This is a genomic window from Burkholderia sp. Bp9140 (genome assembly GCF_003853425.1).
In the GTDB taxonomy this organism is placed as follows: domain Bacteria; phylum Pseudomonadota; class Gammaproteobacteria; order Burkholderiales; family Burkholderiaceae; genus Burkholderia.
On sequence record NZ_QTPQ01000043.1, the window covers coordinates 1 to 13,208 of the forward strand.

The following is a 13,208-nucleotide window of genomic DNA, read 5'->3' on the forward strand; positions in this document are numbered from 1 at the left end:
ACATCAAGGACCCGACGCAGAACATCGTGTGGGTCACGCCGGAAGGCGGCGGCGGGCCGAATTACCCGAACATGTAACCTGCCGGAAAACGCCGCTTCGCGCGGCGTTTTTTTTTCGTCCGTTCGGCATTCGACGCCGCCCTGCCCTCTGAAGTGCGCGCGATTCATGCATCGCGCGCCGCACTGCCACGCGCTAGCGCGCCGCGATCCGCCGGCGGAAGTGCTCGGTACCGGAAACGATCTTGTCGAGCACGGCGTCGAGCGCCCAGAACCGCTCGCGCACGTCGTAGTCGATCGCGCGGCAACGAATCGACGCGAACGTGCCGATCCGCTGGTGATAGATCTTCGCAAGCGCCGGGTAGCCCAGTGCTTCCGACACCGCCGAAACCACCAGGAACGTCGACAACTCGTCGGCGAGCGCCGGATCCGAGTCGCCCCGCGTGCGCAACCATCGATACAGATCCGGATGAAAGTTGGTGAACACGCCGTTGAAACCGGCGGAGCCCGCCTTCATCGCATCCCACGCGATCGCGGCGTTCGCATTCAGGATCTTCAACGGCGATCCAGCAGCGAGCGCAACGCGCCGCTTCACCGTCTCCAGGTCGCAACTCACGTCCTTGAGCATCACGAAGCGGCCGGTGTCGATGCACGCGCGCAGTTCATCATCGGACAGCAATCGGCGGTAAGGCGCCGGGCATTCGTACAAGCCGAGCGGCACATCCGACGGCAGTCGCGCGAGCAGCTTGTGAAGATGGTCGAGAAACGCGGCGCTGCCCTTGCGCTGCGGGTCGAGCCGGTTGGTCACGAGCACGACGCCCTGCGCCCCCGATTCCGCCGCCGCGCGCAGCTCGGCGACTTGCGCATCGAGATCTTCGCTGATGTGCCCGGACGCGACGACGGGCACGCGCCCGGCCACCCGCTCGATCACGAAACGCGCGAGTTCCGAACGTTCGGCAAGGCTCAGGAACTGCATCTCGCTCGATTGCGCGACCGCGAACAGCGCATCCGAGCCGTGCGCCAGATACCATTCGATGAGTCGCTCGAGGCCCGCGTAGTCGATCGCGCCGGCGTCGTCGAACGGCGTCAGCATCACCGGTACGATCCCCTCGATGGTCGCGGTCGACTGCTGGTGGTGTTGCATCTGTTTTCTCCTTCCTTCAGTAAATGCGCGATATAGCCGCGGTGCTCAGGCCGGCAGCGCGCCGGGCGCGGCACTCGAGGCCTGCTCGGGAATCGGTTTGCGCACCAGCAGCAGGTAAGCCATCGCGCCGGCGAATGCGATTGCCGCCGCCGTCAGCAGCGCCGGCACGAACGACCACTTCTGCGCGATGACACCCGTCAGGATCGGCGCGAGCGCCCCGCCGATGAAACCGCCGAAATTCTGGATCGCGCCGAGCGATGCGATGCGGCTCGGCGGCGCGGCCGCCGTCGCGAGCGCCCACGAACACGCCGATGCCGCATTGGCGAGAAAGATCACGACCGAAATGCACGCAAGGGCGACCGTGTTGCTCTGCACGAGCGCGGCCGGAATCGTGAACGCGACCATCCCGAGCATCGCGACGACCACCGCGTTGCGTCGACTCACGACTGGCGAGCGGCTGCGGCGCGTGACCAGATCCGACAGCCAGCCGGCGACCAGCGAGCCGACGAACCCGCACAGAAACGGCACCGACGCGGCAAACCCGGTGCGAATGAGGCTCATGTGACGCTCCATCGTCAGGTACCCCGGCAGCCAGGTCAGGTAGACCCAGTTCAGATACACGGAACCGAAGAATCCGATCAGCATGCCCCAGGTCGTGCCGTGCGAGAACAGGCTGCGCCAGTCGGCGAAGGTCAGTTTCGGCGCTGCGACGGCCGTCTGCGCATCGGCATCGAGATACGTGCGTTCCGCCGCGGTCAATTGCGCACGCGCCGGATCGCGGTACAGGGCAAACCAGATGACGGCGACGACGAGGCCGAGCGCCCCCGTCGCGACGAACGCCCAGCGCCAGTTGAACGACGCGACGAGCACCGACAGCAGCAACGGCGCGAGTGCGGTGCCGAGCGGCGATGCCGCGTTGAAGATTCCGGTCGGCGTACCGCGTGCACGCAGCGGAAACCAGTTGCTCACCACCCGCGCCGCCGACGGGAACTGCGGCGCCTCGCCGATGCCGAGCACGATACGCGCGACGATGAACCAGCCGAAGGTGGCGACGATGCCGCCCGCCGCCTGCGCGAGCGACCAGACGATCAACCCGACGCCGAGCAACCGGCGCGGTCCGATCCGATCGACGAGTCCGCCGACCGGGAACTGGCACAGCGCGTAGCTCCACGAAAATGCCGACAGCAGCAAGCCCATCTCGGAGAGCGACAGACCGAGATCGTTCCGGATGGCCGAACTCGCGACAGCCAGCGTGCCGCGGTCGAGATAGTTGACGATCCCGCTCACCATCAGCAGCGCGAGCGCGATACGTTGTCCGCGCCGGATGCGTGGCGGCGCAGTCGGAACAGCATGATTCTCGTTCATTGCGTTTGTCTCCATTGTCCTGAATGGTTGCCGGGCTCCGGCCCTTTCCGTCGTCGCGGAATCTATACGGCCGCACGCTCCACTTCGTCGCGTGTCGGAATCGAGGTCTGTGCGCCGTAGCGCGTCACGCTGATCGCGGCGGCACGCTGGCCGAACGCAATGGCATCGTCCATCGACGCCCCGCTCGCCCGGGCCGCCGCGAACCCGCCGACGAAGGTGTCGCCGGCCGCCGTCGTATCGACGGCGACCACCGCCATTGCCCGATGGCGGCCGTGTCCTGCGCTCCCGCGCCAGCACACGCCGCGCGCGCCGAGCGTGACCAGCACGTTGCCGACGCCCTTCGCGCACAGCGCATCGGCGGCGCGTACCGCCGATGCGTCGTCGCCGACCGCGATGCCGGTCAGCGACTCCGCTTCCGTTTCATTGACGACGAGGTAGTCGATCCGGGCCAGCAATGCGTCGAACAGCGGCCGGGCAGGCGCCGGATTGAGCAGCACGGGCGTCCGATGTGCGATGGCAGTGCCGATGGCGCGCGCAACGGTCTCGATCGGCACTTCGAGCTGGCATACCATCAGCGCCGCGCCGGCGATCACGTCGCGCGACGCGTCGATCAATGCGGCATCGAGGCATGCGTTCGCACCGGGCACGACGACGATGCTGTTCGCCCCGTGTGCGTCGACCGTGATCGTGGCGACGCCGGTTGCCTCGCCGTCGATCCGGTGCAGGTGTGTCACGTCGATGCGCTCCGCCGCAAGCGCGTCGTGCACGCGTGCCCCGAACGCGTCGTTGCCGACGCAGCCGATCATCGCGACCCACGCACCGAGGCGCGCGGCGGCCACCGCCTGGTTCGCCCCCTTGCCGCCGTGGACGGTCTGGAACGAGGTGCCGAGCAGTGTTTCGCCCGGTACGGGCAGACGCGGCGCGCGCACGACGAGATCGACGTTGACGCTGCCGACGACAGCGATTCGGGGTGGCTTTGCGTGATTCATCATCGAATGTAACCGCTTACATTTGCGGCGAACAAAATGGCCGGAAAGGCCGACGTCGACAAAAACTTCGCAATGCAGCTGGTACCTGTGTCTGACATAATACGGATTGGCATCAAGATAGCGCTTACATTCTCACAGGCGAGACCGGGAATGCAAGCGAGACCACGATGAATCGAGGGTAAACGATGGCGTTTTTGAGAACGTGCGCAGTCTGCGCGATGGTCGCGGCCGGGGACAACCGATGAGCACGCCTCCATCCAGCGGCGGCGCGGCGCGCGCACGCCGCGGCAGCGGCCGGTCGGTGCTCGGCGATGTCGCGAAACTGGCCGGCGTGTCGACCGCGACCGTTTCGCGCGTCTACAACGATCCCGGCAAGGTATCGGCGGACGTACAGCAGCGCGTGCGCGACGCCGCACGCGCGCTGAACTGGATTCCGAACGCCGCCGGCCGTGCGCTCGCATCCACGCGCACCCACATCACGGGCGCGATCATCCCGACGCTGGACGACCAGGTGTTCGCGTCGCAGGTGGCGGGGATGCAGGCGGTCATGGCCGAACACGGGATCACCCTCTTTCTGGGCTGCTCGAATTACGACCCGGCGCAAGCGCTGGCGCAGGTGCGCGCGATGCTGTCGCGCGGCGTGGAAGCCGTGTCGCTGGTCGGTGAAGCGTATCCGCCGGAAGTATTCGAACTGCTCGACCAGCATCGCGTGCCGTATGTCGTGACCTACGCGTATCGCGACGGCAGCCCGCACTGCTGCATCGGCTTCGACAACCGCGCGGCATTCGCACGGCTCACCACGCACCTGCTCGACCTCGGTCATCGCGATTTCGCGATCATCATGCAGCCTTCGGCGGACAACGACCGCGTGCAGGCCCGCCTGCGCGGCATTCACGACACGCTTGCCGCGCGCGGGCTCGCGGTTCGCCCGGTGCACCAGCACGAGGGGGCGGCCACGATCGCGTTCGGGCGGGCGAGCCTGCGCGCGATTGCCGACAGTGGCGCGACGCGCCCGACGGCCGTGATTTGCGGCAACGACGCTCTCGCGCTCGGCGCGCTGCTCGAGGCGCAGGCCCTGGGCATCGAGGTGCCGTCGCAACTGTCGATCACCGGATTCGACGACGTCGCGCTGGCTCGCGAAATCCGGCCGTCACTGACGACGATGTGGGTCGACACCGCCGCGATCGGGCGCAAAGCCGCCCACGCGTTGCTCGACGCGCTCGCGAACGGCGAGGCCGGCCCCGGTTGCGCCGTGCTGCCCGAGCTGCGGGTGCGTGAATCGGCCGCGCCGCCCCAGCCTCCAGCCCAATGAATACGGGGCGCCCCAGGCGCCCCGATGTGCATCGTGCCGGTCGAGCCGGCGGGTGCCGGCCCGGTCATGTCAGGTCGCGCTGCCCGCGATCTTCGGCGTCGGCGTCTCGACGTCGCCGCACTGCGCACGATGGCGCAGCGCATGATCGATCAGCACCAGCGCGAGCATCGACTCGGCGATCGGCGTCGCGCGAATGCCGACGCACGGATCGTGGCGGCCGAAGGTCTCGACCGTCGCCTCTTCGCCGGCCTTCGTGATCGAACGGCGCGGCGTGCGGATGCTCGACGTCGGCTTGATCGCGATCGACACGGTGATGTCCTGCCCGGTCGAAATCCCGCCGAGCACGCCGCCCGCATGGTTGCCGACGAAGCCGGCCGGCGTCAGTTCGTCGCCGTGCACCGAGCCGCGCTGCGCGACGCTGTCGAAGCCCGCGCCGATCTCGACACCCTTCACCGCGTTGATGCTCATCATCGCCTTCGCGATGTCCGCGTCGAGACGGTCGAATACCGGCTCGCCCCAGCCGACCGGCACGCCCGATGCGACGACGTCGATGCGCGCGCCGATCGAGTCGCCGTCCTTGCGCAGCGCGTCCATGTAGGCTTCCAGCTCCGGCACGATCGCCGCGTTCGGCGAAAAGAACGGGTTCTCGCGCACATGCGACCAGTCGACGAACGGCACGTCGATTTCGCCGAGGCCGCTCATGTAGCCGCGCACCTCGACGCCGAAACGCTCGCGCAACCACTTCTTCGCGACCGCGCCCGCACCGACGATCGGCGCGGTCAGGCGCGCGGACGAACGGCCGCCGCCGCGGTAGTCGCGGATGCCGTACTTCTGCCAGTAGGTGTAGTCGGCATGGCCGGGACGGAACGTCTCGACGATGTTGCCGTAGTCCTTGCTGCGCTGGTCGGTGTTGCGGATCAGCAGCGCGATCGGCGTGCCGGTCGTCACGCCTTCGAACACGCCGGACAGGATCTCGACCTCGTCGGCCTCCTGGCGCTGCGTCACGTGTCGCGACGTGCCGGGCTTGCGGCGATCGAGCTCGACCTGGATGTCGGCTTCGGTCAGCCCCATTCCCGGCGGGCAGCCGTCGATCACGCAGCCGATCGCGGGACCGTGCGATTCGCCGAAGGTCGTGACAGTGAAAAGCGTGCCGAGGGTATTGCCGGACATGATGGAACCGCCCAAAGAGAAATGGGCAAACCGATGCGCTGCCGGGGCCGCAGGCAGGCCGATCGTTTGCCGGTCGAGAAAAAGGGGTAAACCGCTATTATGCCAGCCGCCCGGCGCCCGCGGGCCGGGTGAACCGTTCAGACCACACGGGCCGGCCATCAATACGGCCCGGCGTGGTGGTCGAGCCCGCGCCGTTCCGGCCGAACGGGCCGCTTCGCGGCGGCCATCGAGGCCCGGCACGACGCCGCCGGGCCCGCCCCGCTTACTTGCGCGCGCCGCGCAGTTCGGTCACCGCGGCCTGCAGCGCCTCGGGCGTCGCGACCGATGCCGGAATCGGCTCGCCGACCGCGAGCGTCAGCCGGCTCATCACGCCGCGCTTGATGGGCCGCGGCATCCGCGCATCGGCATGACGGGAGAAATAGCTGCCCCACAGCCCGCGCAGCGCCATCGGAATCACGGGCGCCGGCGTGCGGCTCAGGATCTCGGTGATGCCGTGGTGGAACGTGTTGATGTCGCCCGTCTTGGTCAGTTTGCCTTCGGGGAAAATGCACACGAGCTCGCCGTCCTTCAGCGCGGCCTCGCACGCGTCGTACGCCCGCGCGAGCATGCCGGGATCCTCGTGGCGCGGCGCGATCGGGATCGCCTTCGCATGCCGGAACACCCAGCTCGCCAAGCGCGTCCTGAAGATCCGGTGATCCATCACGAACCGGATCGGCCGCGGGCTCGCGGCAGCCAGCACGAGCGCATCGACGTAGCTCACGTGGTTGCACACGAGCACGGCCGCGCCCTCTTCCGGGATCCGCTCCGCATGCACGAGGCGAATCCGGTAGAACGTGTGCACGAGCACCCACGCGACGAAGCGCAGCAGGAACTCGGGGACGAGCAGGTAGATGTACGTCGCGACGACGACGTTCAGCAGCGCGGTGACGAGGAACAGGCCCGGGATGTCGACGCCGGCCTTGGTCAGCCCCATCGCCATCAGCGCCGACAGGATCATGAACAGCGCGTTCAGGATGTTGTTCGCGGCGATGATCCGCGCACGGTGGGTCGGCGCGCTGCGGCTCTGGATCAGCGCATACAGCGGCACGCTGTAGAACCCGCCGAACATCGCGAGCAGGAACAGGTCGGCCAGGATGCGCCAGTGGCGCGCGCCGGCCAGGAATTCCCCGACCGACAGCAGATGGCCGGGCGACGGCAGCGAGCGGCTCGCGAAATACAGCTCGATCGCGAACACGCTGATGCCGATCGAGCCGAGCGGCACGAGGCCGATCTCGACGCGCCGCTGTGACAGCCGCTCGCACAGCAGCGAGCCGAGGCCGATCCCGACCGAGAACGTCGCGAGCAGGACCGTGACGACGTCGGGGCTCGCGGACAGCACGTCCTTCGCGAAATTGAAGAACGACGTGAGGAACGTCGCGCCGACGAACCACAGCCACGAGATGCCGAGCAGGCTCAGGAACACGGTGCGGTTCTGCCGCGCGAGCCCGAGGTTGCGCCACGTCTCGCTGACCGGGTTCCAGTTGATCACGAGATCGGGCTGCGGCGCCGGCGTCGGCGGCACGCGCTGCGCGACGAGCCGCCCCGCGAGCGCGATGACGACGACGCTGACGGCGAGCACGCGCTCGCCGCTGCCTTCGATGCCCGCGGCCGCGCCGCCGATGATCGTGCCGATCAGGATCGCGATGAACGTGCCCATCTCGACGAGGCCGTTGCCGCCGACCAGCTCATGGTCGCCGAGATGCTGCGGCAGGTACGAATACTTGACGGGGCCGAACAGCGTCGAGTGCATCCCCATCATGAACGTGCACAGATACAGCAGCGTCGCGCTGTGCATGACGAAACCGGCCGCGCCGACCAGCATCAGCACGATCTCGAAGGTCTTCACGAAGCGCGTGAGCGTCGCCTTGTCGTATTTGTCGGCGATCTGGCCGGAAGTGGCCGAGAACAGCACGAACGGCAAGATGAAGATCGCGGAAATCAGGAACGCGGCCGTCTTTGCGTCGACACCGGAGAAACGCGCGGTGTGATAGGTGACGAGCGACGTGAACCCGATCTTGAACACGTTGTCGTTCAACGCACCCAGGAACTGGGTCGTGAAGAACGGTGCGAAACGACGCTGGCGCAACAGGTCGAACTGCGACGCGTGAGCGCGTCGTTCGCCGCGCGACGCGGAAGAGACTTGCGAGTGATCGCTCATGCGGAATACGCGCGCATCGTCTGGGCGAAGCTGCGCGGGCCTTGTATCGTTGTTGAAAAAACGGCGGCGCAGGCTGAACCTGCGCCGCCGTGCGCCGACTGGCAGCGCCCGCGCGTCATGGCACCGGGCGCGACGCGTTTCACGACTTGTGCGCTTCGGCTTCCGATTCCGATTCCGGCCAGTCGCGGATGTACGCCTTCAGCATCCGGTTCTCGAAGCTCTGCGCCTCGACGACCGTCTTCGCGACGTCGTAGAACGAGATGACGCCCATCAGCACCTTCTTGTCGAGCACCGGCATGTAGCGCGCATGGCGTTCGAGCATCATCCGGCGCACTTCGTTGACGTCGGTTTCCGGCGTGCACGTGAGCGGCTCGTCCATCACCTTGCGCACCTGCACGTCGCCGATCGCGCCGCCGTTCACATGCAGGCGCAGGATGATCTCGCGGAACGTCAGCATCCCGACGAGATCGCCGTACTCCATCACGACGAGCGAACCGATATCGTGTTCGGCCATCGTATCGACCGCTTCGCGCAGCGGCTTATCGGGCGTCACCGTAAACAGCGTGTTGCCCTTCACTTTCAGAATATCGCTGACGCGCATCGTAGTCCCCTCATGCTTGAATGCAAATCCTCTTTCGATCCTATCGGAAAGCCTGTCAAAAGGAAAGCACGGGCCCGCGCGGCGCGGCACCCCCCCGCTTGCGGACGCGGGCCGCCCGCCGCACAATGACCGCATGGACGGCGGCCCGAGGAGACGGCCATGGCACATACGCATACGGAGCAATTCGCCAGCTTCGCTGATTTCTACCCGTACTACCTGAATGAACACCAGAACCTGACGTCGCGGCGGCTGCATTTCATCGGCTCGCTCGGCGTGATCGGCTGCGTCGCGATGGCGATCGCGACGGGCGACTGGCCGTGGCTGCCTGCGGCGGTCGTGTGCGGCTACGGATTTGCCTGGGTCGGACACTTCTTCTTCGAGAAGAACCGCCCGGCCACGTTCCGGCACCCGATCTACAGCCTGATGGGCGACTGGGTCATGTTCAAGGACATCTGCACCGGCAAGATTCCGCTGTAACGGCCGCCGGGCAGCGCGTCACGCCGTTTTCGGCGGCCGCGCGTGCGGGTCGGGCGCCCCGCCCGGCACCGGCCCGGGCACGGTCGCCGCCGGCTGCGCGCCCGCGAGCCGGTGCGCGGCGATCAGCGACGCGAGCGACACGTCGAAGCGGTCGTTCGACAGCACCTCGAGCAGTGCCGTGCCGTCGACGTGGCTGCGGCGCCGCTGCAGCTGGTAGGTCAGTTCCGTGCGGTCGATCACCAGCACGTCGAACAGCTGCGCGAGCGTCAGTTGCTCCGGGTTGGCCAGCAGGATGTAGCGCGGCGGCGGCTCGCCGTTGTCCAGCCGCGCGATCCATTCCCGCTCCTCCATCGTCTGCAGCAGCCGCTGCGCGGTTTCCATGTCGCAGCGCAACATGGCCGCGAGCCGCATCGCGGTATAGCCCGGCTTGCCGACCGCGCGCGCCTCGGCCAGCCGCGCGAGCAGTTCGAGCGCGTCGAGCAGGTCGCTGCCCGGATAGTGGATGCGATGGAACTGGCCGACGCGGATCGCCGGCAACGCGGACGCCACCATCGCGCCGAGCAGCGCGATGAACCAGCTCAGGTACACCCACAGCAGGAACACCGGCAGCGCCGCGAACGCGCCGTATACAGCCGTATAGGTCGGAATGCGCCGCACGTAGTAGCCGAAGCCGCGCTTCGCGAGCTCGAACGCGATGGCCGCGAACAGCCCGCCGATCACCGCGTCGCGCCACGCGACCGTGCAGTTCGGCAGGTACACGTACAGCAGCGTGAACGCGAGCACGGTCAGCGGCAGCGACACGAGCGCGAGCAGCCACTCGACGATCGACGTCGACGGCGCGGCGCCGGTGAACGCCAGCGACTGCGTAAACAGGTACGACGAGATCGACAGGCTCACGCCGAACAGCAGCGGGCCGAGCGTGATCAGCGCCCAGTACGCCAGCACGCGTTGCGCGAACGGCCGCGGCTTGCGCACCCGCCAGATCAGGTTGAACGCGGATTCGATCGTCATCATCGTCATCACCGACGTGACGACGAGCACGATCAGGCCGGCCGTCGTCAGCCCCTTGGCCTTCGACGCGAACTGGTTCAGGTACTTGAAGATCTGGACGTTGAACTGCGCGGGCATCAGGTGGTCGGCGAGGAACCCCTGCAGCGAGATCTGGAACGACGCGAACATCGGGAACGCGGTGAACAGCGCGAACGCGACCGTCACGAGCGGCACGAGTGCCAGCATCGTCGTGAACGTGAGGCTGCCCGCCACCTGCGGGATGCGATCCTCGGCGCTGCGCCGGGCCGCGAACTGCGCGAGGCGCTTGATGGTGTCGAGATCGACGCTCAACTTCGGCAAACGGCTTCTCCTTCTTGATGCCGCGCGCCCGACGGCGCGCCGCCGCCGCGCTGCGCGACGACTTCAGCCCCTATAATAGCCGCTCGATCCAGCAGGGGCCGACTGCACCGGGCATGCGCGCGGCCGCACGCGGCCCCGTCGCCCATGAAAGACATCCTCGTGCTCTATTACAGCCGTCACGGCGCCACGCGCGATCTCGCGCTCGCGATCGCGAACGGCATCGACAGCGTGCCCGGCATGCAGGCGCGCATCCGCACCGTGCCGCCCGTCTCGACGGTCTGCGAAGCCACCGCCCCCGACATTCCCGCCGACGGCCCGCCATACGCGGAGCTGCGCGATCTCGAGGAATGCGCGGGCCTCGCGCTCGGCTCGCCGACCCGCTTCGGCAACATGGCCGCCTCGCTCAAGTATTTCCTCGACGGCACGACCCCGCAATGGCTGTCGGGCGCGCTGACCGGCAAGCCGGCGAGCGTATTCACGTCGACCGGCAGCCTGCACGGCGGCCAGGAATCGACGCTGCTGTCGATGATGCTGCCGCTGCTGCATCACGGGATGATGATCGTCGGGATCCCGTACACGGAGTCCGCGCTCGGCACGACGCGCACCGGCGGCACGCCTTACGGCGCATCGCACGTGTCGCAGCACGATCGCGGCGCGACCGAAGGGCTGTCGGCTGACGAAAAGGCGCTCGCGGCCGCGCTCGGCGTGCGGCTCGCCCGCGCGGCGGCGGCCCTGTCCGCCGCCGGGGCCGCATGAACGCGCCCGCCCGCCCCGCCGTCGCCGCCCGGCCGCACTACGCGCGGGCCGCCGCCGCGTGCCTGGTCGCGCTGATCGCGCTGTCGCTCGCCTGGGAGCTGTGGCTCGCGCCGCTGCGCCCGGGCGGCTCGGCGCTGATGCTCAAGGCCGTGCCGCTCGCGCTCGCGCTGCCCGGCGTCTGGCGGCGTAACATCTATACGATGCAGTGGGCGAGCATGCTGATCCTCGTTTATTTCGCCGAAGGCATCGTGCGCGGCATGTCCGACCGCGGGCTGTCCGCGACGCTCGGCTGGTGCGAGACCGCGCTCGCCGTCGGCTTCTTCGTGGCTGCGCTTGCCTACGTCGCGCCGTTCAAGCGCGCGGCGAAGCAGCAGCGCGCCGCGTCCTGACCCTTACGCGACCGAACGTGATGATTTCTCCCGAAGCCTTCGTATCCGCCTGCCGCGACGCGATCGGCGCAGCTTACGTGCTGACCGATCCGCACGACACCGCACCGTTCCTGACCGACTGGCGCCGCCGCTACAAGGGCAGCGCGTGCGCGGTGCTGAAACCGGCCGATACGGCGGAAGTCGCCGCGCTCGTCCGGCTCGCGAACACGCACGGCGTCGCGCTCGTGCCGCAGGGCGGCAACACGGGCCTCGCCGGCGGCGCGACGCCCGACGCGAGCGGCAGCCAGGCCGTGCTGAGCCTCGCGCGCCTGAACCGCGTGCGCGCGCTCGATCCGCACAACAACACGATCACGGTCGAAGCCGGCGTGATCCTCGCCGACGTGCAGGCGCGCGCCCGCGAAGGCGGCAGGCTGTTCGCGCTGAGCCTCGCCGCCGAAGGCAGCTGCACGATCGGCGGCAACCTGTCGACCAACGCGGGCGGCACCGCGGTGCTGCGCTACGGCAACGCGCGCGAGCTGTGCCTCGGGCTCGAGGTCGTGACGCCGCAGGGCGAGATCTGGGACGGCCTGCGCGGGCTGCGCAAGGACAACACCGGCTACGACCTGCGCGACCTGTTCATCGGCGCGGAGGGCACGCTCGGGATCATCACGGCCGCCGTCATGAAGCTGCACCCGCTGCCGGCCGCGCAGGTCACCGCGCTGGCCGCGCTCGAGTCGCCGCACGCGGCGCTCGACTTCCTCGCGCTCGCGCAGCGCGCGGCCGGCCCGCTCTTGACCGGCTTCGAGCTGATGTCGGACTTCTGCATGCAGCTCGTCGGCAAGCACTATCCGCAGCTGCGCTACCCGTTCGACCGCACGCATGCGCAGACGGTGCTGCTCGAACTGTCGGACAACGAGAGCGAAACGCATGCGCGCGCGCTGTTCGAGAAGCTGATGGAAGAGGCGTTCGAGGCCGGGCTCGTGGTCGACGCGGTGGTCGCGGAAAATCTCGCGCAGTCGCGCGCGTTCTGGGACCTGCGCGAACATATCCCGCTCGCGCAGGCCGACGAGGGGCTCAACGTCAAGCACGACATCGCGGTGCCGATCTCGTCGATCGCGCGCTTCATCGACGAAACCGACGCGGCGATCCAGCAGGCCGCGCCGGGTGCGCGGATGGTCACGTTCGGCCACCTCGGCGACGGCAACCTGCACTACAACGTGCAGACGCCCGAAGGCGGCGACCCGAAAGCGTTCCTCGCGGAATTCCAGAAGCCGATCAATCGCATCGTCTACGACAACGTGCACCGTCACCACGGCACGATCAGCGCGGAGCACGGGATCGGCCAGTTGAAGATCGACGACGCGCAGCACTACAAGTCGCCGGTCGAAACGGCGCTGATGCGTACGCTGAAGACCGCGCTCGACCCGCGCGGGCTGATGAATCCCGGCAAGGTCCTGCGCTGAAGCCACTCACCCCGGAGCGA

General features: G+C 68.1%; 13 protein-coding genes. 6 read left to right on the forward strand and 7 right to left on the reverse strand.

Annotated features, from left to right (window positions below):
- A partial coding sequence (locus DIE21_RS38330; RefSeq protein ID WP_133168007.1) for a 4Fe-4S dicluster domain-containing protein occupies positions 1–77 on the forward strand: 77 nt, incomplete at its 5' end.
- 115 nt (positions 78–192) lie between these two features.
- Here DIE21_RS38330 and DIE21_RS29665 read toward each other — a convergent pair.
- The 3 genes from DIE21_RS29665 to rbsK form a co-directional block, all read right to left on the reverse strand.
- Positions 193–1,140, reverse strand: coding sequence for a dihydrodipicolinate synthase family protein (locus tag DIE21_RS29665; RefSeq protein ID WP_124501013.1), 948 nt, complete (start codon positions 1,138–1,140; stop codon positions 193–195).
- 45 nt (positions 1,141–1,185) lie between these two features.
- Positions 1,186–2,505 (reverse strand): MFS transporter, encoded by a 1,320-nt coding sequence (locus DIE21_RS29670; protein WP_124501014.1) that lies wholly within the window; start codon positions 2,503–2,505, stop codon positions 1,186–1,188.
- A 62-nt stretch (positions 2,506–2,567) separates the two neighbouring features.
- Positions 2,568–3,497, reverse strand: a complete 930-nt coding sequence (rbsK, locus tag DIE21_RS29675) for a ribokinase (RefSeq protein WP_124501015.1) — start codon at positions 3,495–3,497, stop codon at positions 2,568–2,570.
- Between the two features lie 238 nt (positions 3,498–3,735).
- On the opposite strand from rbsK, the gene DIE21_RS29680 reads away from it, so the two are divergent.
- Entirely contained in the window at positions 3,736–4,806 is a 1,071-nt protein-coding gene (locus DIE21_RS29680; RefSeq protein ID WP_124501016.1) for a LacI family DNA-binding transcriptional regulator, read from the forward strand.
- Between the two features lie 69 nt (positions 4,807–4,875).
- On the opposite strand, the gene aroC is transcribed toward DIE21_RS29680, so the two are convergent.
- From aroC to DIE21_RS29695, 3 genes are all read right to left on the reverse strand, one after another.
- Entirely contained in the window at positions 4,876–5,976 is a 1,101-nt protein-coding gene (aroC, locus tag DIE21_RS29685; protein ID WP_124501017.1) for a chorismate synthase, read from the reverse strand.
- Between the two features lie 262 nt (positions 5,977–6,238).
- Entirely contained in the window at positions 6,239–8,173 is a 1,935-nt protein-coding gene (locus tag DIE21_RS29690; protein ID WP_124501018.1) for an MFS transporter, read from the reverse strand.
- A 139-nt stretch (positions 8,174–8,312) separates the two neighbouring features.
- The gene (locus DIE21_RS29695; protein ID WP_057924282.1) at positions 8,313–8,774 is read right to left on the reverse strand and encodes a CBS domain-containing protein; all 462 of its coding nucleotides are present in this window, start codon (positions 8,772–8,774) and stop codon (positions 8,313–8,315) included.
- 159 nt (positions 8,775–8,933) lie between these two features.
- Between DIE21_RS29695 and DIE21_RS29700 the strand changes: the two genes are divergently transcribed.
- Positions 8,934–9,251 carry an Mpo1-like protein gene (locus DIE21_RS29700; protein ID WP_124501019.1) on the forward strand — a complete coding sequence of 106 codons (318 nt, stop codon included), beginning with the start codon at positions 8,934–8,936 and terminating at the stop codon, positions 9,249–9,251.
- Between the two features lie 18 nt (positions 9,252–9,269).
- Here DIE21_RS29700 and DIE21_RS29705 read toward each other — a convergent pair whose 3' ends face one another.
- Positions 9,270–10,601 (reverse strand): YihY family inner membrane protein, encoded by a 1,332-nt coding sequence (locus DIE21_RS29705; RefSeq protein WP_124501020.1) that lies wholly within the window; start codon positions 10,599–10,601, stop codon positions 9,270–9,272.
- 144 nt (positions 10,602–10,745) lie between these two features.
- On the opposite strand from DIE21_RS29705, the gene wrbA reads away from it, so the two are divergent.
- The 3 genes from wrbA to DIE21_RS29720 are packed head-to-tail and all read left to right on the forward strand — an operon-like array spanning position 10,746 to position 13,188.
- Complete coding sequence (gene wrbA, locus DIE21_RS29710; protein WP_124501021.1) at positions 10,746–11,357, forward strand: NAD(P)H:quinone oxidoreductase; 612 nt, start codon at positions 10,746–10,748, stop codon at positions 11,355–11,357.
- Positions 11,354–11,746, forward strand: a complete 393-nt coding sequence (locus tag DIE21_RS29715; protein ID WP_124501022.1) for a DUF2069 domain-containing protein — start codon at positions 11,354–11,356, stop codon at positions 11,744–11,746. The genes wrbA and DIE21_RS29715 overlap by 4 nt, the downstream gene beginning before the upstream one ends.
- Positions 11,747–11,766: 20 nt before the next feature.
- The gene (locus tag DIE21_RS29720) at positions 11,767–13,188 is read left to right on the forward strand and encodes an FAD-binding oxidoreductase (RefSeq protein WP_124501073.1); all 1,422 of its coding nucleotides are present in this window, start codon (positions 11,767–11,769) and stop codon (positions 13,186–13,188) included.
- Positions 13,189–13,208: the final 20 nt, after the last annotated feature.

Excerpts from the sequence above, each read along its gene's own strand:
- DIE21_RS29665 (WP_124501013.1), bottom strand. The coding sequence starts at position 1,140 with ATGCAACACCACCAGCAGTCGACCGCGACCATCGAGGGGATCGTACCG.
- DIE21_RS29670 (WP_124501014.1), bottom strand. The coding sequence starts at position 2,505 with ATGAACGAGAATCATGCTGTTCCGACTGCGCCGCCACGCATCCGGCGC.
- rbsK (WP_124501015.1), bottom strand. The coding sequence starts at position 3,497 with ATGATGAATCACGCAAAGCCACCCCGAATCGCTGTCGTCGGCAGCGTC.
- DIE21_RS29680 (WP_124501016.1), top strand. The coding sequence starts at position 3,736 with ATGAGCACGCCTCCATCCAGCGGCGGCGCGGCGCGCGCACGCCGCGGC.
- aroC (WP_124501017.1), bottom strand. The coding sequence starts at position 5,976 with ATGTCCGGCAATACCCTCGGCACGCTTTTCACTGTCACGACCTTCGGC.
- DIE21_RS29690 (WP_124501018.1), bottom strand. The coding sequence starts at position 8,173 with ATGAGCGATCACTCGCAAGTCTCTTCCGCGTCGCGCGGCGAACGACGC.
- DIE21_RS29695 (WP_057924282.1), bottom strand. The coding sequence starts at position 8,774 with ATGCGCGTCAGCGATATTCTGAAAGTGAAGGGCAACACGCTGTTTACG.
- DIE21_RS29700 (WP_124501019.1), top strand. The coding sequence starts at position 8,934 with ATGGCACATACGCATACGGAGCAATTCGCCAGCTTCGCTGATTTCTAC.
- wrbA (WP_124501021.1), top strand. The coding sequence starts at position 10,746 with ATGAAAGACATCCTCGTGCTCTATTACAGCCGTCACGGCGCCACGCGC.
- DIE21_RS29715 (WP_124501022.1), top strand. The coding sequence starts at position 11,354 with ATGAACGCGCCCGCCCGCCCCGCCGTCGCCGCCCGGCCGCACTACGCG.
- DIE21_RS29720 (WP_124501073.1), top strand. The coding sequence starts at position 11,767 with ATGATTTCTCCCGAAGCCTTCGTATCCGCCTGCCGCGACGCGATCGGC.